The sequence below is a fragment of the Pseudomonas sp. DR 5-09 genome (genome assembly GCF_001655595.1).
Lineage (GTDB): Bacteria > Pseudomonadota > Gammaproteobacteria > Pseudomonadales > Pseudomonadaceae > Aquipseudomonas > Aquipseudomonas pharyngis.
Genome location: NZ_CP011566.1, coordinates 4,248,931 through 4,270,944 on the forward strand (window position 1 = coordinate 4,248,931; position 22,014 = coordinate 4,270,944).

At 63.4% G+C, this 22,014-nt stretch carries 15 protein-coding genes; 6 read left to right on the forward strand and 9 right to left on the reverse strand.

Annotated features, from left to right (window positions below):
* Positions 1 to 36 precede the first annotated feature (36 nt).
* The 5 genes from PDR5_RS19015 to PDR5_RS19035 form a co-directional block, all read right to left on the reverse strand.
* The gene (locus PDR5_RS19015; RefSeq protein ID WP_064597998.1) at positions 37 to 2,460 is read right to left on the reverse strand and encodes a TonB-dependent siderophore receptor; all 2,424 of its coding nucleotides are present in this window, start codon (positions 2,458 to 2,460) and stop codon (positions 37 to 39) included.
* A 98-nt stretch (positions 2,461 to 2,558) separates the two neighbouring features.
* Positions 2,559 to 3,542 (reverse strand): FecR family protein, encoded by a 984-nt coding sequence (locus tag PDR5_RS19020; RefSeq protein WP_064598001.1) that lies wholly within the window; start codon positions 3,540 to 3,542, stop codon positions 2,559 to 2,561.
* Between the two features lie 40 nt (positions 3,543 to 3,582).
* Positions 3,583 to 4,083, reverse strand: coding sequence for a sigma-70 family RNA polymerase sigma factor (locus tag PDR5_RS19025; protein ID WP_064598003.1), 501 nt, complete (start codon positions 4,081 to 4,083; stop codon positions 3,583 to 3,585).
* 278 nt (positions 4,084 to 4,361) lie between these two features.
* Positions 4,362 to 8,831: a hemagglutinin repeat-containing protein gene (locus PDR5_RS19030; protein ID WP_064598005.1), complete on the reverse strand. Its 4,470-nt coding sequence runs from the start codon at positions 8,829 to 8,831 to the stop codon at positions 4,362 to 4,364.
* Between the two features lie 94 nt (positions 8,832 to 8,925).
* Positions 8,926 to 10,653, reverse strand: coding sequence for a ShlB/FhaC/HecB family hemolysin secretion/activation protein (locus PDR5_RS19035; protein WP_064598007.1), 1,728 nt, complete (start codon positions 10,651 to 10,653; stop codon positions 8,926 to 8,928).
* Positions 10,654 to 10,890: 237 nt separating this feature from the next.
* On the opposite strand from PDR5_RS19035, the gene PDR5_RS19040 reads away from it, so the two are divergent.
* Together PDR5_RS19040 and PDR5_RS19045 are read left to right on the forward strand one after the other, a co-directional pair.
* Positions 10,891 to 12,012, forward strand: coding sequence for an HlyD family secretion protein (locus PDR5_RS19040; protein WP_064598009.1), 1,122 nt, complete (start codon positions 10,891 to 10,893; stop codon positions 12,010 to 12,012).
* Entirely contained in the window at positions 12,009 to 13,601 is a 1,593-nt protein-coding gene (locus PDR5_RS19045; RefSeq protein ID WP_064598011.1) for a DHA2 family efflux MFS transporter permease subunit, read from the forward strand. The genes PDR5_RS19040 and PDR5_RS19045 overlap by 4 nt, the downstream gene beginning before the upstream one ends.
* 4 nt (positions 13,602 to 13,605) lie before the next feature.
* Here the strand turns inward: PDR5_RS19045 and PDR5_RS19050 are convergent, their stop codons facing one another.
* Complete coding sequence (locus tag PDR5_RS19050; protein WP_064598013.1) at positions 13,606 to 14,046, reverse strand: carboxymuconolactone decarboxylase family protein; 441 nt, start codon at positions 14,044 to 14,046, stop codon at positions 13,606 to 13,608.
* A 240-nt stretch (positions 14,047 to 14,286) separates the two neighbouring features.
* On the opposite strand from PDR5_RS19050, the gene PDR5_RS19055 reads away from it, so the two are divergent.
* The 4 genes from PDR5_RS19055 to PDR5_RS19070 all read left to right on the forward strand — a co-directional run bounded on the left by PDR5_RS19055 (position 14,287) and on the right by PDR5_RS19070 (position 18,648).
* Complete coding sequence (locus PDR5_RS19055; RefSeq protein WP_064598019.1) at positions 14,287 to 14,793, forward strand: sigma-70 family RNA polymerase sigma factor; 507 nt, start codon at positions 14,287 to 14,289, stop codon at positions 14,791 to 14,793.
* Entirely contained in the window at positions 14,793 to 15,752 is a 960-nt protein-coding gene (locus tag PDR5_RS19060; protein ID WP_064598021.1) for a FecR domain-containing protein, read from the forward strand. Before PDR5_RS19055 ends, PDR5_RS19060 begins: the two co-directional genes overlap by 1 nt.
* Positions 15,753 to 15,850: 98 nt before the next feature.
* Positions 15,851 to 18,280, forward strand: coding sequence for a TonB-dependent receptor (locus tag PDR5_RS19065; RefSeq protein WP_064598023.1), 2,430 nt, complete (start codon positions 15,851 to 15,853; stop codon positions 18,278 to 18,280).
* Between the two features lie 77 nt (positions 18,281 to 18,357).
* On the forward strand, positions 18,358 to 18,648 hold the full coding sequence (locus PDR5_RS19070; protein WP_064598024.1) for a hypothetical protein: 291 nt from the start codon (positions 18,358 to 18,360) through the stop codon (positions 18,646 to 18,648).
* 61 nt (positions 18,649 to 18,709) lie between these two features.
* Here the strand turns inward: PDR5_RS19070 and PDR5_RS19075 are convergent, their stop codons facing one another.
* From PDR5_RS19075 to PDR5_RS19085, 3 genes are all read right to left on the reverse strand, one after another.
* Positions 18,710 to 20,281 carry a sensor domain-containing diguanylate cyclase gene (locus tag PDR5_RS19075; protein ID WP_064598025.1) on the reverse strand — a complete coding sequence of 524 codons (1,572 nt, stop codon included), beginning with the start codon at positions 20,279 to 20,281 and terminating at the stop codon, positions 18,710 to 18,712.
* Between the two features lie 187 nt (positions 20,282 to 20,468).
* Complete coding sequence (locus PDR5_RS19080; protein ID WP_064598027.1) at positions 20,469 to 21,242, reverse strand: aldolase; 774 nt, start codon at positions 21,240 to 21,242, stop codon at positions 20,469 to 20,471.
* 31 nt (positions 21,243 to 21,273) lie between these two features.
* The gene (locus PDR5_RS19085) at positions 21,274 to 21,978 is read right to left on the reverse strand and encodes a haloacid dehalogenase type II (protein WP_064598029.1); all 705 of its coding nucleotides are present in this window, start codon (positions 21,976 to 21,978) and stop codon (positions 21,274 to 21,276) included.
* Between the last annotated feature and the right edge of the window lie 36 nt (positions 21,979 to 22,014).

Consider the following 22,014-nt stretch of genomic DNA (forward strand, 5'->3'; position numbering starts at 1 on the left):
GATTCGACTTGCCCGCGATGCAGCCACCTCGGTCTATCAGAAACCGACGCTGGCCTGCACGAAGAACGTCCGCGGCGTACCCACGTAGATCCCCGAGTTGTTGTCGCTGGAGCGGGTGAAATACTGCTTGTCGAAGATGTTTTTCACCCCGGCGCCGAGCTTCAGGTTCGACAGCTGCGAACCAAAGTCATAGCCGCCGCGCACGTTCCAGGTCACGTAACCCGGAATGTCGCCGTACTGCCCGTCCGCCGTGCCTTCGGTGATGTAATTGCCATTGAAGCTGCCATCAGCATTCACGCCGGTGCCCGGTGAGCGCTGTTTGGACTGGGCGAAGCCGTCGATGTTGTAGGTCCAGCGGTTGATGTCGTAACGCAGGCCGACGGTCGCCACCTGACGCGAATAGAACGGCAGGTCGCGGCCCTTGAAGCCGGGGATCTCGCCTTCGTAGGTCGCGCGGGTGTAAGTGAAACCGGCGTTGGCCGTCAGACCGTCGAGGCGTGGATCGAGCGCCGCCATGTCGTAGTGCACCGAAGCCTCGATGCCTTGGTGCTTGGTCGCACCGAGGTTGGTCCAGCCCACGTCGTTGCTGATGTATTGCAGTTCGTCATCAAAGTCGATGTAGAACAGCGTCACTTCCCCGCCCCACACGTCATCGTTGTAGCGCGTGCCGATTTCGTAGGTCTTGGCTTTTTCCGGCTCCAGACCGTTGGCGGTCTGGTCACCCGAGCCGCCCTGGCCGAGCTGAAAGTACTGAAGGCTGCCGAACGACGTCTCGTAGTTGGCGAACAGCTTCCACGCATCGGACAGGTGATACATCACGCTCAGGGCCGGCAGCGGCTCGTTGCTTTCGATGCTGCGGTTTTTCTCCGGGACGCGTTTGCCGGCGGTGTCGAGCACGGCGCGATCATGCCAGTCAGTGCTGATGTGCTCGAAGCGAATGCCCGGGGTCACGGTCCAGTTGCCGACATCGATCTTGTTGTCGATGTAAACCGAGTTGGCCTCGGTGCCGCCGGTGCGGTCCTGGAACACATGACCGTCGGAGGTCTTGGTGACCACCGGCACATTGTTGACCAGCGCCAGGCGGCTCGATTGCTCGTGCATCGCCTCTTTCAGATAACGGTAACCGACGCTGACTTCCTGGGTGGTCGGGCCGACGTCGAACACTCGCGAGACACGCGGCTCGATGCCCAGCGTGTAGTAGGAACGCGGGAACGAGCTGAGGGTTTTCTGATCGCGGGCGGCGATGGTGCTGCCGCGAAAACTGTCGGAATAGTAGGTCAGCACTTCCGCCTGGGTGCGCTCGTCGATCTGCCGGATCCACTTGAACGACACGTCCTTGCGGCGGCCGCTGAAGCCGTCGTAGTCGCGGTCGGACTGGAACGGTTTGTCGTCGTACTGTTTCTGCGTCAGGCCACCGGGCATGTCGGCGCTGGCGTCGTAGTAGTGGAAGTTGAGGCTGAAATCGTCCTGATCGGTCGGCGCCCAGTGGGTCTTGAGGATCACGTCGTCGATGTCGTTGCCGTTGTTGCGCTCGCGGTAACCGTTGCCGTTGACGCCCGAGTACAACAGCGCCATGCCGATGCCGTTGTCGGCAGTGCCGCCGAGAAACGCGGTATCGATGTGTTTCCAGCCACCGTGCTGGGAGGTTTCCAGGGTGGTGCCGATTTCACCGGTGGTTTTTTCCGGGATCGCGCGGGTCACGAAGTTGATCACGCCGCCGACGTTCTGCGGCCCGTAACGCACGGAGCCGGCACCACGGACCACGTCGATGCTGTCGAGGTTGCCGGAAGAAATCGGCGCCATCGACAGTTGTGGCTGGCCGTACGGAGCAAACGCGGCCGGCACGCCGTCGATCAATACGGTGGAGCGTGGCGACAGACGCGACGTCAAACCCCGCACGCCGACGTTCAACGAAATATCGCTGCCGCCGGTGCCGTTGGCTTCCTGCACCTGCACGCCCGGTACGCGGCGCAGCACGTCGCCGACGTTCATCGCGCCCTGCTCGACCATCGCTTCACGGCGAATCACCGTGCGCGCGCCGGGGTGGTTCTGCACCACGGCGGCGTCGGCGTCGCCGAGCCAGTCGCCGACCACCTTGATGTCGGTCACGCCCAGTTCCAGCGGGCCGCTGGCAGCGGAAGTCGGGGCCGGTGACAAAGTCACCGAGCCTTCATTGATCTGATAATCCAGACCGCTGCCTTGCAGCAATTGGCGCAGGGCCTGCTCCGGAGAAAGATTGCCATCCACCGCCGGCGCCTGTTTACCGGCGACCAGGTCCGGGCTGAAAAACACCTGCAACGACGTTTGCTGGCCCAGTTCGCTCAGGGCCTGACCCAGCGGCTGGGCGCGGATGTGAATGGCTTCGGCGGCGAAAGCCATCGGCATGGCGGCGTTGACCGCCAGCGCGAGCGCCAGCGGTAACCAAGGGGATTTGTTGTTTTTGGCGGTGGAGGTTTTCACGTCGAACGGAGTCCTGTGGATCGCAAGAGTGTGCGGCTGTTAATGCAAACCAGTTGCAGTTGAACAGGAAGACGACGAACTCGAAAAAAACCTGAATTTTATTTTGAAATTATTTCCTGGCTGCCGTCGGCAAGGGTGCGCACGGCCACCGGAAGGATGTTCGGCAAGGCCTTGAGCAAGGCATCGGTGTTGTCGGATTTGAACACGCTGGTCAGGCGCAAATTGGCCACGGCGGAGTTGGCGACTTTCAGCGGCTTGTCGCGATAACGCGACACTTCCTCGGCGACTTCGCTGAGGCTGGCGTTGTTGAACACCAGTTTGCCGCTGCGCCAGGCCGTCAGCTCCGCCGGGTTGACCGCATAAGCTGGCGCCACTTTGCCCTGGGCATCGATCCGCGTGCCGAGGCCGGCGGTGAGGCTGATGAAATCGGCATCGGCCGCATCACGGCCCTGTACCCTGACCGCGCCCTGCTCAACGGCGACCCGGGTCTGAGTTACGTCGCGGCGCACATCGAAGCGGGTGCCAGTGACCGTGACCTTGCCGCTGCCCGCCTCGACCACGAACGGACGGGACGTGTCGTGCTCGACGCTGAACATCGCTTCGCCTTCGGTCAGCTCGATGAGCCGCCGATCCTTTTCGAAACGCACCTGCAAGCGGCTGCGGCTGTTGAGGTCGATCACCGAGCCGTCCGGCAACGCCACATGCTTGCGCTCCCCCAGCGCCGTGGCGAACTCGGCGCTGTAACCTTGCGGGTGATTCAGACCGCTGAACAGGCCGAGCCCGAGCGCCACCGCGACCACGCTGGCCGCCACGGCGTAACGCAACAACGGACGGCGTTCGCGTCGCGTCGGCGGGGTTTCGCACAAGGCCTTGAGCCGTGGCGCTGGCAGCAGATCCGCCGCCGTCCACAAGCCTTGCAGCAACTGGAATTCGTCACGGTGCTGCGGATGTTCGTTCAGCCAGGCGTCGAAGCGCTGCTGTTCGTCGACGCTGACGGCCGGCTCCTGCAAACGCACAAACCAGCGTGCCGCGTCATCGCGCACCGTTGTTTGCCCGCACGCGCAATCACGAGTATCCATCATGGAATGTCCTGTTTGGCTGGGGATGAAAAGACGCCACGGCTCATGATTGCGCCCCGTCCAGGCGATCACGCAGATGCCGCAGGGTGCGGATCATATACTTTTCCACCATGTTCTTGGACAGGCCCAGGCGCTCGGCGATTTCCGCCTGGGTCAGGCCTTCAATCTTCTGCCAGACGAAAATCCGTCGGCAGTTGACCGGCAACTCGGTGAGTGCGCGTTCGATGGAATCGGCCAGCTGGATCGCATGCATGTAATGCTCCGGGTCGCCGGTCGGCGCCTCACTGAGATCGATCGCCTCCGACTCCATGGCGCCCCGCCGGTCCTCACGCCGATAGCCGTCCACCGCAATATTGCGCGCGGTCTGGTGCAGATACGCCCGGGGTTGCTGCACCGCCGACGAATCGGATTCGAGCACCCGCACAAAGGTGTCGTGCGCCAGATCCTCGGCCTGCGAGCGATTGCGCAGGCGACGGGTCCAGGTGCCGATCAACTCTTCGTAATGCTCGAGAAAGCCGGGTCTGCGGGGCAGCATGGGGGTCATTGCGGCGTGCTGAAGAAAGGGGCGTGAATAGTAATGCTTCCTATTAAGCCGAAGCAATGGATTCCTCGGGTGTGCCGACGAAGCTGTTTTCCCTATCCCTTCGGCGCTCTAATTCGCGGCAGTCCCTGCCTTGCGTGGGCAGAACCACCCGCGTACCAAGCCCCCTGGTATTCACCGTCCATGGCTCTAATGAAAAGCACCGCGATAGTCGCGGTGCAGTTTCCATCCCGCCAGGCTGCCAAGCCACTCTGGCTGAACAGCCCTTGATGCATGGCGGCTCAGCCTTTTTCGTCAATACCCGCTTGAAGTGACTGACTGTCGAAATGACCGCTGACGGTCACCGGACCAACTTTCAGATTGCCGTTTTCAAGGGACACCTTCGGTGCGTTTTCTTCGGTTTTGTGCGGCAGATCCAGGCTGGCTTTCACACCGTAGTCGCGGTTGCTCAGGTCGCTGCTGCTGACCTTCGAACCACCCAGATCGACCTTGCCTTCGGTGGCGGAAATCCGCGCGCCGGTTAGCTGGGTAGTGCCGCCGACAGTGAGATTCACACCCTGACCAGCGCTAATGCCGGAAGCCTGTTTCACGCTGTCCTTGTGCGCGTATTCGCCTCCGGCTTTCAGCGTTGGCTTGTAGTCGGTGCCCGCCAGTTTGCCCTTGTTGTCGGCCGGGGTCTTCTTGGCGGTCAGGCCCAGATCGACATCAACCTTGGCGTGAGTGCTGGAGTCCTGACGGCTTTCGACCGACAGATCACCGGCCACGTTGCCGCTGACGTTGCGCGCATCGATCCGCGCACCGCTCAGGCTCGCATCACCGGCGCTGTTCAACACCACCGTGTCAGCCTTGATCTGACTGTTCTGCTGGGTGGTGCCTTGCAGGTAGTCCACGCCGACCTTGGCCCCGGCATTGAAGCCGTGGTCGCTGCTGACTTTTTCATCGGCAGCGGCCGGTGTGCTTTTGCTCAGATTGCCACCGGCATTCAACGCCACCTTCCAGTTGTTGCGGTTGTCGGTGTACTGCGCGGACTCCTGAACGAAACCGCCCTTCTGCGCGTCGATGCTGACGTTTGGCGCGCTGACCTGAGTGCCTTGCAGGCGCACCGAATCGCCGCTCAACGCGATGCCGTTCTGGCTGTTGAGCTGGCCACCGCTGAGGGTCTGGGTGTTCTCGTTGACCCGACCGATGTTGAAGTTGCCGCTGAGGTTGCCGCCCTGATCGCGGCTCTTCTCGCTGCTGGTCTTGCTGCCGCCGGCCTTCAGGCCGCCGCCGAGATTGCTGCCGGTGGCGACGTGCGAATCCGTGGCCGCTTGCAGGTCGAGCTTGCCGTCAGCTTTGAGGTCGATAGCACCAGCGCTGTCGATCTTCGAGCCCTGCTGAACCTGATTGCCGCCGCTGCTCAATTGCACCGGGCCGTTGCCGCTGATACTGGCGACGTGCGCCTGGCTGTCGGTGGTCTGGTTGCCTTTGTGATCGAGCTGGAACCCGGCGCCGAGATCGACGTTGGTGCCGTCGGTGCCCGGCAAGGTGCCGACAGTCAGCGAGCCATTGCCGCGCAGGCTGGAGCTGTCGCTGCTCTGACGGTCGTTCGCCTGATTCAGCGCCAGATCCCCGCCGGTCTTGACGCTGACACCGCCCTGGCCGCCGTCGAAACGACTGCCTTCGAACTGTGCGTCGCGGGCGACATTGACGTTCACGCCCTGATTGCCAGCGTAACCGCCGACCACCGCCGTGGAGCTGTCCTTGCTCGACTGGCTGCTACCACCCGCGCCGCTGCCGGCCACGTTCACGTCTTCGCCGGTCTTGGTGTAGACGCGCACATCGACCTTGGCATCCACCGACTTTTCGGTATTGCTGTGGGTGTTGTTCGCGGCATCGGCCACCAGTTTGTCGGCGCTGATGTTCACTTGGCCGGCGCTGGCGTTGTACTGGGTGCCCTGGTCGTGCAGCGTGCCGCCGACCTTCACGTCCACGGTCTGGCCGTCGAACCGGCTGACCACGGCGTTGCTGCCCTGCTCGGTTTTATCGGTGCTGGCATGACCGACTGCCACGTCGATCCCGACGTTCGGCTGACCGATATTGGCCAGTGCGTCCTTGTCCGGCACCTTGCCGTCGAGCACGTCTTTCACCGCGCCGGCAATCGGCCGGGCGATGTCTTTGTACTCGACGTTGGCGCCGATGTCCGCCGACCAGTTGCTCTCCTTGTGGGTGCTGCCCTCGGTGTTGCTGGCGGCACGGTTGTCGACTTCGTTGGCGGTGACGTTCAGACCGTTGCCGGACTTCAGTTGCGCGCCCTCGGTGGCGAGTTTGTCAGCGTTGATGTTCAGGCTGCCGCTGCTCTGCACGCCGGTGGTTTGCGCGGTGGTTTTGCCGGTGGTGTCTTGCGAGGTGCTGTGCGAGAAATCCACGCCGCTGCCGGCGCGGTCGAGGCCGCCGGTGTAGTAGAAACCGCCGCCGGTGCTGCGGGTTTCGGTCGAGGTGCTGTGGCTGTCCTGCTCGGCCAATAGCGAAACGTTCTTGCCGCTCAGGGTGGTGTCGCCGGCGGTGGATTTCACCTCAGCGCCCTTCAGCGTCAGATCGCCGCCCGCCTTCACCTGCACGCTGCCGCCGCTGAGGCTGGAACCCTGCTGCGTGACGTCGTTGGCGGTGACGGTTTGCGCCTTGTCTGAGTAATGCACGCCGGCGCGATATTGCTCCGCCGTCTGCTCCTTGGCATAAGCGTCGAAGCCACGGGTTTGTGTGCCGTTGCTGCTGTCGTGGGTGTTCTGCGCCGAATGCACATTCACGTCACCGGCCGCCTCCGCCGTCAGCGAACCACCGGCCTTGACCGTGGAACCGGCGACTTCGATGTCCTTGGCGCTCTTGAGCTTGAGGTTGCTGTCGGAAGCCAGTTCGCTGCGCACCGTGGTGCTGTCCTTGCTGTTCTGCCGGGACTCGTCCTTGGTGATGCCGAAGAACTTGCTGTCCTTGTCGTGATTGTTGCTGTGCGAGGTGTCCTGCACGCCGTCGATGGTCAGCGAACCGTTGTCGCTGATCACGCTGGCGTCCTTGGCGCCACGCACCTGGCTGCCGCTGATGCGCACGTCGTCGGCCTTGACCACCAGTTTGCCGGCCGCGTTGACCTTGCTGCCCTGATGCTGGGTCTGGCCCTTGTCGGCGTCGCCGGTCTTGCCGAAGAAACCGCCGCCGACCAGGTCACCGGAATAGCGGTTGTCGCTGCTGCGATTGGTGCGGGTCGCGGTGGTGATTTCCACTTGTTTACCGGCCAGTCGCAGATCGCCGGCGCTGTTCAGCTCGGCACCTTCGGAGCGCAACAGTGCAGCGGTTTGCAGCGCAATGTTGCCGGCCTTCAACTGGCTGGTGATGCTGCGCTGCTCTTCGCTGCTGCTGTCCCAATCGGCTTTCCACAGGTGCTTGCGGTGCTTGCCCTGATCAGTCTGGGTGTGGCTTTCAGTGGCGGCGGTCAAACGCAGGTCGCCGCCGCTTTGCACGCTGAGGTTGTTCTTCGCCTCGACCTTGGCGGCTTTCAGTTCGGTGTCTTTGCCGGAGGACAGTTGCGCGTCGCGGCTAGCGACGATCTGGCTGCCGTGCTGGCGCGCATCGCTGTCGGTCCTGGTGCGTTCGTAGGTTTCCCAGGTGATGCCGATGGTGCTGTTGTTCCAGTTCTCGCGCTGCTCCTGGAGCTTGCGGCTTTCGACGGTGGTCAGGGTCAGGTTGCGTTTGGCCTCGACCTTCACGTCGCGACCACTGACATCGGTGGCGGCCAGCGTCAGGTCCTTGCCGCTGTGCAGGCCGACGTCGCCCTGGCTGCTGCGAATGCCGGCACGGGTCACTTGGAGGCTGTCCGGGATCGCCTGGCCGCTGACGCTCAAGTCGCCCGCCGAACGAATCTGCACGCCGTCACGTCCGGCGACTTGCACCGCGCCCACTTTCACGCCCGCGCCTTCCGCGGTGCTGACGATGTTGATGCGCCCGGCCTGCATCGCGCCGAACAGGCTGGCGTCGATCCGCTGATCGGTGGTGTTGCCCGCCGGGTCCACGGCTTTCACCTGGCCGCTGGCGTAGTCGATCTGATTGCGCCCGACGGTGAGGTTCAGTTGATCACGGGCAGTGATCGCGCCCTGGCTGTCGATGCGCGGCGCGATCAGGTTGATCGAACCTTCGCCGTTGCGCAGGCCGCCGCCCTGAATCTGCAACTGACCGGTGGCGTCGCGGGTGCTCAGGGCTTGCAGCTTGCCGTCGTTCAGCTCGGGACGGCCGACCAGCAGATTGGCGTTCGGCGTGTTGATGAAACTGCCGCCGTTCACCGAAATGCCGTTCGGGTTGGCGAGCACGTAGTCGGCGGCGCGACCGAAGATTTCCTGGGCGCCGTTGATGGCCGACGGGTTGCGGCTGATCACTTCGTTGAGGATCACGCTCGCGGCCTGGCCCTGCAATTGCGGGTTGGCCGCCAGTTGCCCGGCAAGCTGCGATTGCCCGGCCTGAAGGGCGTTGTTCAGGACCAGGCCCTGACGGTCGACGTTGTAGTCGAGGAACTGGTTGTGCGACAGACCGGAGCCGTTCGGCGCGACGATGTTGACGATCGGGACGCCGCCCTGGGTCTGCAATTGCGCGGTGCCGCCGGGGCCGGGCGCAACCACCACACCGCCGGCCATGGCGCCCGGCAGGTGAGCGACCAGAAACAGGCTGGCAATCGCCCAGCGCAGTTTGCCCCGCGGGGAAAGATGAAACGCAAAGGTATTCATTGGCATAAAAAACTCTCCATGTAGTGCGGCATCACGTTGCGCGTTGAGTTGAAGGCCACGGCTGTCGCGCTCAGGTCCGATGGCTGTTGTTCACTGACGTTCATAACTGCAATCCGACCCGCATCAGCCAGGTTTCAGGCTCGCGTTGCAGGCCGGTCGGGGTGTTCAGGCTGCGTTGGTAATCGACATCCACTTGCAGGTTTTTCCAGCCCAGGTTGAGGCCGATGCTGGCGCCGCTCAGGCGTTGAACCGGGGCGCCGTGATCGGCCTTGATCCAGCCGTGGTCGAGACCGACGCGCGGGGTGAGCTGCATCGGCAGATCGCTGCGCAACGGCAGGCGCAAGGTGTTGCGCCAGATCGCGCCGCTGGCGCCGGACGCGCTGCTGACCCGATAACCGCGCACGGCGGAATCATCGGTGCCGAGCAGTTGTTCGATGGCTGGCAGCGGATCCGGGCTGTACTGCAAATTGAGTTGGCTCTGCCATTGCCAGGCTTGCGCGCCGAGCTGGCCGTTGCGCCATTGGCTGAGGCCGGCGCGGTACTTGCGAAATTGCGCCTTGGGTAGGTTGTTGACCTGGCGATCGGCATCGTCGTCGGCGCCGAACCCGCTTAAACCCTGGGCGTAATTGACGTCGAGATTCCACACCGCGCGGTCGAGCCAGAACAGATTGAGCCCCGCTTCGGCCACAGTCAGAGTCGGGCTTTGAATACCGAGGCGGACATTTTCCAGATAGCTGTCGACGTCCTTGTGCGCCAGTTGCAGGTTGGCACTGAGCTGATGGCTCTGGTCACGCCACAACACCCGGTCGGCGCGCAGGCTGAGTTGATCGGTGATGCCGGTGCTGTGCAGGGTCGCCGCGCTGAGTTTGAACGGCGCGCGATACTCGGCGTGGCTGGCGAAGGTGCTGAACGTCCAGTAACCGTAGGGAATCGCGTAATAGAGGCTGGCGTTGCGGCTGTAGCGGTCGCCCTGATTAAGGGTGTCGCTGGCGCTGAGGCTCAACAGGTCGTTGAGTTCGAGCGGGCTGTCGAGGGTCAGGCTCAGCGTGTCGCGATCACGACCGGTGCTGGCACTGCCGAGGTTGTCGAAACCGGCACCGAGGGCCCAGCGTGACTGCCCGGAAGTACGTGAACGCAAGATGATTTTTGACGCACCGGGCTGGCTGCCGGGGGCGATGTCGGCGGTCAGATCGAGCGAGCGCAGACGGTTCAACTGATCCAGACCCTGCTCCAGATCCCGCAGGTTCAGCGGTTTGCCGAGCATGCCTGGGAACGCGCCACCGAGGGAAACCGGCAGGCTTTGATCCGCCAGTTCGATGGACTCGATGTAGCCTTCGTCGATCAGGATATCCAGCGACTGCCCCGCCGCCGGCGCACTGCTCAGGTACGGCCGGCTGGCGACGTAGCCCTTCTCCACGTACAGCGCGGTGATGGTCGCCAGCAGATGGTTGATCTGGCCGACACCCATGCACGGCGCCAGCAGCGGTTTGATCCGGGCGTTGAGTTGGTCTTTATCGATCAGCGTGACACCGCCGATGCGCGTGCCGCTCAAGGGCCAGCAGCGCGCGTCGGGTTTGATCGATTCAGGAATGGCCGGTGTGGCCGGGGTCGGGCCGAACGCGCCGCGCTCCAGTTGGCGCTTGCGCTGTTCGAGTTGCAGTTGTTGCAGATCGCGCTGTTGCAGTTGTTGCTGGCGCAGCACTTCCTGGCCAGGGGCTGGCGCTTCGACGGCGAGAACGCTGGGCGCACACACACTCAACAACAAGGCCGACAACAGCGGGCGCGGCAGGGAACGACTACTGGAAACAGCGCAAAGCGAATACGGCACTCAACATCCTTGCAATCAACTGGCGTAATGCCACCCCATCAATTGCGGTGATAGTCAGAGCCTTCCTACACAAATGCAAGACGCTTCCTACAGCGCTTACATTTCTTAAACAAATGGTCAGCTTCTTCTTTCAACAACCTTCATCTGACGACCGGCGATAAAAATCAATTGCCACAAAATATTACTCGCGTCATATTATGGTCGTAATAGCCATTCCGCTTCTTCAGGTATTACGCCATGACCAGCATGCCCACCGTAGAACCCGATCTCGCCGTTCCGGTCAGCGCCCCCAAACCTCCTCTGCTCAAATGGCTGCTGTTGCCCACTGCGGGTTTGGCCGCGCTGGTGTTCGCCGGCCTGTATGCCTTGCATTGGTGGGGCACCGGGCGATTTCTCGAGGAAACCGACGATGCCTACATCGGCGGCGACGTCACGGTGATCGGACCGAAAGTCGCCGGTTACATCGAGGAAGTGCTGGTCAGCGACAACCAGAAGGTGAAGGCCGGCGACGTGCTGATCCGCCTCGACGCCCGCGACTACCGCGCCAATCTGGCCAAGGCCGAAGGCGCGGTCGCCGCCGAGGAAGCGCTGCTGGCCAACCTCGATGCCACCGAACAACTGCAGCAAGCGGTGATCGGTCAGGCCCGCGCCGGCATCGATGCCGCCAGCGCCGAAACCGCCCGTTCGCGGGACGACAACGCGCGCTACAAACGCCTGGTGACCACCAACGCAGTCTCGGTGGAAAGCGCGCAACGGGCCGACGCCACCTTCAAGACCGCGCAAGCCTTGAGCGCCAAAGCCCAGGCCGAATTGCTGGCCGCGCAACGCCAGCTCACCGTGATCGAAACCCAGAAACAACAGGCCCGCGCCGCCCTCCAGCAAGCCCGGGCCGAGCGTGATCTGGCGCAACTCAACCTCGGCTACACCGAACTGCGCGCTCCGGTTGACGGCGTGATCGGCAATCGCCGCGCGCGGGTCGGCGCTTATGCCCAGGCCGGTTCGCAGCAGTTGTCGGTGGTGCCGGCCAGCGGCCTGTGGGTCGATGCCAATTTCAAGGAAGACCAACTGGCGCGGATGAAACCCGGCCAGCGCGTGAGCATCCGCGCCGACGTATTGTCCGGCCAGGAATTCCACGGTCGCCTCGATAGCCTCGCCCCGGCCACCGGTTCGCAGTTCAGTGTGCTGCCGCCGGAAAACGCCACCGGCAACTTCACCAAAATCGTCCAGCGTGTACCCGTGCGGATCCTGCTCGACCCGGCGGACGGCGTGCTCGGCCATCTGCGTCCGGGCCTGTCGGTGACCGCTGAAGTCGACACCCGCGCCCAACCTGAAACCACGGCTGTGGCCAGCGCGCCATGAGCACCGCCCTCACCGCCTCCGCGCAGCCATTCAATGCCGCCGAGATGGCGACGGCGACCAAAGTGTTCGCCTTCGCCACGATGTGCATCGGCATGTTCATCGCGCTGCTGGACATCCAGATCGTCTCGGCCTCGCTGCGCGATATCGGCGGCGGGTTGTCCGCCGGCACCGATGAAACGGCATGGGTGCAGACCAGTTACTTGATCGCCGAGATCATCGTGATTCCGCTGTCGGGCTGGCTGTCGCGAGTGTTCTCCACGCGCTGGCTGTTCTGCGCCTCGGCGGTCGGCTTCACCCTCGCCAGTCTGCTCTGCGGCATCGCCTGGAACATCCAGAGCATGATCGCCTTTCGCGCGCTGCAAGGGTTTCTCGGTGGGTCGATGATTCCGCTGGTGTTCACCACCGCGTTCTTTTTCTTCACCGGCAAACAGCGGGTCATCGCCGCTGCCACCATCGGCGCCGTGGCTTCGCTGGCGCCAACATTAGGCCCAGTGATCGGCGGCTGGATCACCGACATTTCCTCCTGGCACTGGCTGTTCTACATCAATCTGGTGCCGGGGATTTTCGTCGCCGTGGCGGTGCCGATGCTGGTGAAGATCGACCAGCCGGAACTGTCGCTGCTCAAGGGCGCGGACTATTTGAGCATGGTGTTTCTGGCGCTGTTTCTCGGTTGCCTGGAATACACCCTCGAGGAAGGCCCGCGCTGGAACTGGTTCAGCGACCAGACCATCCTGACCACCGCATGGATCAGTGGCCTCGCGGGGCTGGCCTTCATCGGCCGCACGCTGCACGTGGCCAATCCGATCGTCGACCTGCGCGCCCTCAAGGATCGCAACTTCGCCCTTGGCTGCTTCTTTTCCTTTGTCACCGGGATCGGCCTGTTCGCGACGATTTACCTGACGCCGCTGTTTCTCGGCCGGGTGCGCGGGTACGGCGCGCTGGACATTGGTCTGGCGGTTTTCTCCACCGGGGTGTTCCAGATCATGGCGATTCCGCTGTACGCCTTTCTGGCCAATCGCATCGATCTGCGCTGGATCATGATGGCGGGCCTGGCGTTGTTCGCCTTGTCGATGTGGGAATTCAGTCCGATCACCCATGACTGGGGCGCCGGAGAATTGCTGCTGCCACAAGCCCTGCGCGGAATCGCCCAGCAACTGGCGGTGCCGCCGGCAGTAACGTTGACGTTGGGTGGCCTGGCACCGGCGCGGCTCAAGCATGCGTCGGGCCTGTTCAACCTGATGCGCAATCTGGGCGGTGCAATCGGAATTGCGGCGTGCGCGACCATTCTCAACGACCGCACCAACCTGCACTTCACCCGGTTGGCGGAGCATCTGAACAGCAGCAACGAAGCAGTGAATCAGTGGCTGGCCCAGGTCGGCGGCAACTTTGCCGCGCTGGGTCAGAGCGGCGATGTCGGCCTCACTGCCAGCCTGCGTCAGCTGTGGCTGCTGACCTACCGTGAAGCGCAGACGCAAACCTACGGCGACACGTTCCTGATGATCATGGTGTGCTTCGGCATCGCCACGGCGATGGTGCCCTTGATGCGCAAGGTGCAACCACCGGCCGCGCCGAGTGCCGATGCACATTGATCGATCAGGCCTGTGGGGTTTTACGGAAGCCCACGGCCAGACGGTTCCAGCTGTTGATGGTGCTGATCGCGACCGTCAGGTCGACCATTTCCTGGGGCGAGAACTGCGCAGCGACCACTTCGTAGTCTTCGTCCGGGGCGTGGGTCAGGCTCAGCTGGGTCAGGGTTTCGGTCCACAACAGCGCGGCGCGTTCACGTTCAGTGAAAAACGGCGCTTCACGCCATGCGGTCACGGCGAACAACCGGCGCGGGGTTTCGCCGCCCTTGATCGCGTCGGCGGTGTGCATGTCGATGCAGAACGCACAGCCATTGATCTGCGAAGCGCGCAGCTTGACCAGTTCGATCAGGTTTTTTTCCAGCGGCAATTTCGAGACGGCGGTTTCCAGGGCGATCATCGCTTTCAGGGCATCTGGGGACGCGGTGTAGAAATCGATACGAGGTTTCATGGCGACTCTCCGGGGCAAGTGAATGTGGGGCTACGTTAGTCCCGGCGTCCGGACCGGCAAATAGCCAATCTCCCGGAAGATGGGTAGGCCACTGCGCTGGTGTCAGAAAAGAAAGTGTGAATGGGCAATTGCCAGCACTCGTTGCGCGCCACTAGAATGCGATCAATTCTTAATTGCACCCTAATCGCACTCTCGATTGCATCTCTGGCAACGGACGCCCGAAACGAGTACCTGCCCTCCATGTCGTCCCTCAATCAGCCGTTGAATCAGCAAGTCCAGACGCTCTACAGCGAACACCACGGGTGGCTGCAGGGCTGGCTGCAGCGCAAGTTGGGCAACCGCTGCGAGGCGGCCGATCTGGCCCACGATACGTTCCTGCGCCTGCTCACCCGTCAGGTGATCAAGCCGCTCGGCAACGAGCCCCGGGCGCTGCTGACGCACATCGCCAAAGGCCTGATGATCGATCGCTGGCGGCGTCAGGACCTGGAGCGCGCGTACCTGGAAACCATCGCGCACCTGCCCGCCGCCGAAGTGCCGTCGCCGGAAACCCGCTACCTGATCCTCGAAACCCTGTGGCGCATCGAAGCGCTGCTGCGCGAACTGCCCGAGCAGACCCGCGAGACCTTCCTGCTGTCGCAGATCGAAGGCCTGACCTACGCGCAGATCGCCACGCGCCTGAATGTTTCGCTGATCACCGTCAAACGCCACATGCGTGCCGCGTTCATTGCCTGCCTGAGTGTCGCCTGATGAATTCGTCGATGATCAATCCGCAGATTCTCGGCGAAGCCGCCGACTGGCTGGTGCAACTGCATTCCGGCACCGCGACCCCGTCCGACCATCAGGCCATCGCCCAATGGCGCACCCGCAGCGCCGAGCACGCCATTGCCTGGCAACGGGCCGAAGCGTTGCTGGGGGACTTGCGCAGCGTGCCGACCAACGTCGCGATCCAGACCTTGAAACGCGCGTCCCGCAAAGAGGGCCTGAGCCGTCGCCAGACCCTCACCCGCCTCGGCTTGCTGTTGATGGCCGGGCCGCTGGGCATCGCTTCGCAGCATGTGCCGTGGGAGCAATGGACCGCTGACCAGCGCACCGCCGTCGGCGAACAAAAGAACCTGCAATTGCCGGACGGCACTCAACTGGTGCTCAACACCGACAGCGCCGTGGACATCGCTTTCAGCTCGGTGGAGCGTCGCGTCCTGCTGCTCAACGGCGAAGCGCTGATCAACACCGCCGCAGACACCAGCGCCCGTCCGTTCATTGTCGAAACCCCGCAAGGTGTGGCCCGCGCAGTGGGCACGCGATTCTGCGTGCGCACCGAGGGTTCGCGCAGCCTGGTGTCGGTGCTCGAAGGCCAGGTCCAGATCACCCCGCAACTGCTCCAGCACAGCGCGATTCTCCAGGCGGGCGAGCGCCAGCGCTTCAAGCTCAACAGCTTCGACAGCAGCGAAACCTTCGACACCGCTTCCCTGGCCTGGGACAAAGGCATGCTGCTGGCCAGCAACATGCGTCTGGACGAATTGCTCGGCGAATTGAGCCGCTATCGCCGGGGCGTCCTGCGCTGTCATCCGGACGTGGCGGCGATGCGCGTATCCGGAGCGTTTTCCCTGCGTGACACCGACGCCAGCCTGCGGTTGCTCAGCGATACGTTGCCGCTGAACATCAACAGCCTGACCCGTTATTGGCTATCGGTGGAGCCCCGTGTCTGAGCCCTCGGAAAATATTTTCAATATTCACTGATACCTTTTCGCGTCTCGTCCGGTGAGTGGATAGACCTTCCGATTCCACGCCCCCACAGGAACACCGAATGACCGCAATGCCATCGCCCCGCCCCGCCACGTTTGCGCTCAAGGCCCTGAACCTGAGCCTGGCCCTGGCCTTCAGCGCCCTGCTGCCGAGCGCCGCCCACGCCGCCGACAGCGTCAGTGAAAGCGCCAGCCGCAGCGTCAATATCGGCCCCGGCCTGCTCAGCCATGTGCTGGCGCAATTTGCGGTCAGCGTCGGCGTGCCGCTGTCGTTCGATCCGGCGCAACTGGGTAATCGCCAGAGCCCCGGCCTGCAAGGCAGTTACACCGCGCAGAGCGGTTTTGCGCGGTTGCTGGAAGGCAGCGGTTTCGAGCTGATCAGCACCGGCCACAACGGTTACACCGTGGCCCCGAAAGTCGCGGCGGACGGCGCGCTGGAACTGGGCGCCACCAACGTCAGCGCCCTGCGCGACGACAGCGGCGATACCTACGGCGGCGAACAGGTCGCGCGCCGCGCGCAGATCGGCATGCTCGGCAACCAGGAGGTCAACGACCTGCCCTTCAGCGTCACCAGCTATACCGCCAAGACCATGGCCGACCAACAGGCCCAGACCGTTGGCGATGTGTTGCTCAACGATGCCTCGGTGCGCCAGTCCAACGGCTTCGGCAACTTCTCGCAGATGTTCATGATCCGCGGCCTGCCGCTGGCCTCCGATGACATTTCCTATAACGGCCTCTATGGCGTGCTGCCCCGGCAGATCATTGCCGTCGAAGCGCTGGACCGGGTCGAACTGTTCAAGGGCCCGAATGCATTCGTCAACGGCGTGACCCCGAGCGGCAGCGGCATCGGGGGCGGGATCAACCTGCAACCCAAACGCGCGATGGATACGCCGACCCGCAGCGTCACCCTCGATTACAGCGCCGACGGTCGGGTCGGCGGGCATCTGGATCTGGGCCAGCGTTTTGGCGAGGACAACCGCTTCGGCGCGCGGGTCAACCTGATGCAGCGCGAAGGCGATACTGCCGTCGATGACGAAGACCAGCGCTCGTCGCTGTTCAGCGTCGGCCTGGACTATCGCGGTGATCGCCTGCGGGTCTCGACCGATTTCGGCTATCAGAAGCAGGTGATCAACCAGGGCCGCTCGGTGGTCTATGTCGATTCGAGCCTGACCAAAGCCCCCAAGGTGCCGCACGCCAACGCCAGCTACGCCCAGAGCTGGAGCTATTCGCAACTCGAAGACACCTTCGGCATGGCCCGCGCCGAATATGACCTGAACGACAACTGGACGGCCTACGTCTCCGGCGGCGCCAAGCACACCCGCGAGAACGGGGTGTACTCGTCGCTGACCGTTACCGACCTGAACGGCAACGCCCGTGGCGGCATGCTCTATTCACCCCACGACGAGGACAACCAGAGCGCCATGGCCGGGCTCAACGGCCGTTTCGACACCGGCCCCGTCACGCACCAGTTGAACCTCGGCTGGGCGGGCATCTGGGGCGAGCAGCGCTCGGCGTTCGAAACCATCGGCACCGCCGGGCGCTACAGTACCAACCTGTACAACGTCACCGACAAGCCGCGCCCGGCCCCCACCTCGTTCGCCAGCGACATCAATGACCCGCGCATCACCGGCAAGAACACCCTGCGCAGCGAGGCGATTTCCGACACCCTCGGCTTTGTCGATGACCGCATTCTGCTGACCCTCGGCGTGCGCCGCCAAGAGCTGAAAGTCGATGGCTGGAGCACCGCCACCGGCGCCCGCACCTCCAGTTATGAAGAGTCGATCACCACCCCGGTCTACGGCCTGGTGATCAAGCCGTGGGAGCATGTGTCGTTCTATGCCAACCGCATCGAAGGCCTGGCCAAGGGCCCGACGCCGCCGACCACCGCGATCAACCGCGACGAAACCTTCGCCCCGGTGCGCAGCAAACAGATCGAGGCCGGCGTGCGGCTGGACATGGGCAGCTACGGCGCCAACCTCGGCGTCTATCGCATCGAGCAACCGTCGAGCTACACCCAGGACGGGATTTTCCGGGTCGACGGCCAGCAGACCAACAAAGGCGTGGAACTCAACGTCTACGGCGAACCGCTCGACGGTCTGCGCCTGCTCAGCGGCGCAACCGTGATGAAGACTGAACTGGAAGGCAGCAGCAACGGCGTGAATGACGGCAATCGCGCCGTCGGGGTGCCGCGCTTCCAGTTCAACCTCGGCGCCGACTGGGACATTCCGGGCCTCGAAGGCGCCGCCCTCAGCGCGCGGATGTTGCGCACCGGCGGCCAGTACCTGAACGCGGCGAATACTCAAAGCATTCCGGCGTGGAACCGTTTCGACCTGGGCACGCGCTATGCCTTCAAGCTGGATGAAAAGCAGATCACCCTGCGGGCCAATCTGGAGAACGTCGCCAACGAAGCTTACTGGGCCTCGGCCAACGGCGGTTACCTGACCCAGGGCACGCCGCGTACGCTGAAGGTGTCGGCCACCGTGGACTTCTGACCGCTCGTCATCCGGCCGGCACCAAGGGTTCGGCGCGTCTGACCAATATCAGGTAATCCCCTTTCCGGAGACAGACCATGATGACGCGCAGACTCACCTCGCTGTTGTTGATCGGCCTGCTGGCCACAGGCTCAGCCGCGACATTCGCCGCCAACGACGGCGCCGATGCCACGGGCACCAAATCCGGCTCCACCAATGGCTCGCCCATGCCACCGGACAATACGCCGGGCTCGCCGTCCGGCGGCAGCGGCGCGGGTGGTGGGACCGGCACCAACGGCGGTGCCAGCGGTTCAGGCTCGGGAGCAGGAGGTGGCACCGGTTCGGCCGGTGGCGGCACGGGCGGTGCCGGCGGTGGCACTGGCGGCTGAACGAACAAGAGCAGGCCGTGGTGAACGCCATGGCCTGTGTCTGAAACCGATTGTTTTTTTGTCAGCGATCCGAGCGCAGTAACTCGCCGAATCCGACGTCCATCGACAACACGGCCGCGCGATTGCGGCCGGCGTTTTTGGCCTGATACAGCGCCGCATCCGCTCGCTGGATGAACAGCTCAGGGCTGTCATTGCCCAGCGGAATAAACGAATAGCAGCCCAGGCTCACCGTCAGATAACCGGTGGGCGAACCGCTGTGGGTGATGTGCTTGTCCATGACGCTGCGGCGGATCTGCCCGGCAATCGCCAGCGCGCCGTTGATGTCGGTGTCCGGCAGCAACACCGCGAACTCTTCCCCGCCATAGCGCACCGCCAGATCGGACTTGCGCTGGCAGCAGTTCTTCACCACCTGCGCGACCTGCGTCAGGCAATGGTCACCGGCCACGTGGCCGTAGGCATCGTTGTAGCTTTTGAAGAAATCGATATCGAGCATGATCAGGCTCACCGGGCTCGACTGCCGCGCGCCCCGGGCAAACTCCACCTCCAGCGAGCGCTCGAACAGACGCCGGTTGGCCAGCCCGGTCAGGCTGTCGTGGGTGGCGATCTGCTCCAGCGTCCGCTGGGCCTTGCGCAGGTTTTTCTCGATCCGCTCGCCATCGCGCACCTGATGAATGAACACCCAGCCGAACAGCCCCACGCCGAGCATCACCAGCGCCACGATGACGCTGGACTGGAACGCCCGGTCATACCAGCCCTGGAGGATCGTGTCCCGGGACGAAGACGCCGCGACCACCAACGGGTAGCTTTCCAGCTGCCGGTAACCATAAAGACGGGTGACACCGTCGACCACCGAATCGATCATCGCGGTGCCGGCGGCTGCATTGGGCAGCAACTTCTGGTAGATCTCGCCCTTGGCCAGCGAGGTGCCGATCAGGCTCTCGTCGAAAGGCCGCCGGGCGAGCAAGGTGCCGTCGGTCAGACCGAGGAACATGGTGCCGTTGTCGTCCAGGCTGAAGCTTTTGAAGAACCGGTCGAAGTAGGACATCTTGATCCCGGCCAGCAATACGCCCTGAAAATTGCCGGCGTGGTCGTTGACCCGTTTCGAGATCGGGATGATCCACTCGCCGTTCTCACGGCTGCGGATCGCCGGGCCGATGTGCGCCACGGCCGAGACGTTCTGCTGGTGAAACTTGAAGTACTCGCGATCGGCCACGCCATGGCCGCGCGGCAGATCCGCGAACGAGGTAATCACCCACTGCCCTTCGCGATCGAACAGGAACATGCCGTGCAACTGCTCCAGTTGCTGCACCCGCCGGGCGAGGGTTTTCTGCAAACGCGGCTTCTGCTCCGCGCCATAGCCATCGTCCTGAACCCAGTCGACCAGGCTGGTCAGCACCAGATCCGCTGCCAGAAAAGTGTCTTCAGCCTGCTGCGCCATGGCCCGGGTCAGGTTGGCCGACGACACCTGCGCGTTGGCCAGATCCTGGCGCCGCGACTGTTCGATCTGCAAATACAACAGGCCGGACAGGCTCAGACACACAGCCACGATGAACAACACCGCCGCCTTGCGCAGGGGCAAACGCTTGAGGGTGCCGCCGGGGGCCTGGTGCGGATCGTGAATGGGGATAGGCAAAAGCGTGTCCTGGGCAGGTACGACAGGGGCAAAAGCCCGAAACCCTTGTTTTTGTGAGCGTAGCCCACCGGGTTGTGTGGGGCAACCAAGTGCCACCGAGACAATCCCGACCCTTTTGCTATCGGCGCGCAGGGCAATTGGATGACCTGCGACGCGAATTATTTTTGCCTGCCCGTTTTCCTCGCTTTTACCCCCGGCTCGCCAACCGCCGCATTGCACTGTGCAGATGCGCCCGCGCACTTTCCGGATCGCCCTCGCGCATCTGCTCGTAAGCCCGTTGCGCAACCGCGTGCGGCACCGGTTTCAACTCCCGTTGCGTGGCCATCGCCAGCAGTTGCACCTGCGCGGCACGCTCCAGGTAATACAGATCGTCCCAGGCTTCGGCGATGGTCGGCGCCGCGACAATCACTCCGTGGTTCTTCAGGAACAGAATGTCGGCCTCGCCCATCACCTCGGCAATCCGGTCGCCTTCACGCTCATCCAGCGCCAGCCCGTTGTAATGCTCGTCCACCGCCGTGCGCCCGTAGAACTTCAGCGCGGTCTGACTCAGCCACAACAGCGGCGGCCCCTCCAGCAGGCACAACGCTGTCGCGTTCGGCATGTGCGTATGGAACGCGACCTTCACCCGAGGCAGCCGCTGGTGCAGGCGCGCGTGAATATAGAAAGCAGTCGCTTCCGGCTGACCCTCGCCGTCCACCACGTTGCCGGCGAAGTCGCAGACCAGCAGGTTATGCGCCGTCACTTCGGAAAACGCATAGCCGTACGGATTGACCAGAAACAGGTCATCGTGCCCCGGCAACATCGCCGAAAAATGATTGCAGATCCCCTCCTCCAGCCCGTGCAGCGCCGCCAGTTGAAAGCACGCTGCCAGCTCGTGACGGGCAGTGAGGATGGCTTCGCTGTCGAGGTTCAACGAGGCGTAACGCGCGGGTCGGGCGCTGCCGGTCAGGGTATGGGCCATGGCGAAACTCCTTGATGAGGGGCGTGTTTTCTTACCAGCCAAGGGATGCGAACAGCGGCAGCACTTCGTCCAGCGTGTTGAGGATCGCGTCGGGCCGATAGTCCGGCAGCAATTGACGACCGGTGCCGCGATCGATCCAGACGCAACGAAAATGCATATCGCGGGCCGCCGTGTGGTCGAGCATCGGGCTGGCGCAGATGTGCACCACCTGATTGCGGCTGACGCCCAATTGCTCATGAGCGTAGTCGAACAGCCGCGGCGCCGGTTTGTAGGCGCCGGCCTGCTGCGCGGTGATTACCCGGTCGATGTGGCCACCCAATTGAGCGACGTTGCCGGCGATGATGTCGTCATCGGTGTTGGAGACGATGCACAGCTTGAAACCCATGGCCTTGAGCTGCGCGAGGGTCTCGACGACTTCGGGAAACGGCGGCATCTGCGGGATCGCGGCGGCCAGGCGCTGACTGTCTTCGCTGGCACTCGCCAGGCCCAGTTCTTCCAGGGCCAGTTGCAGGCCGAGAGTGCTCAGCTCGCGGAACGAGCGGTGCGGCGGTGTCTGTTCCAGGCGATGTTCGTGGCGGTCGTAAACCTCGATCAGGCGCCCGGCATCGACCCGGTGCTCGCCCTTCTCGCTGAGGATCCGCTCGGCCACGGCGCGCAGGCCTTCGTCCCATTGAATCAAGGTGCCGTAGCAATCGAATGTCAGCCATTGCGGGCGCGGTGTGTTGATCAACGTCATGGGGGCATTCCTCTGTAAGTGAGGGCTTCAGCTTAT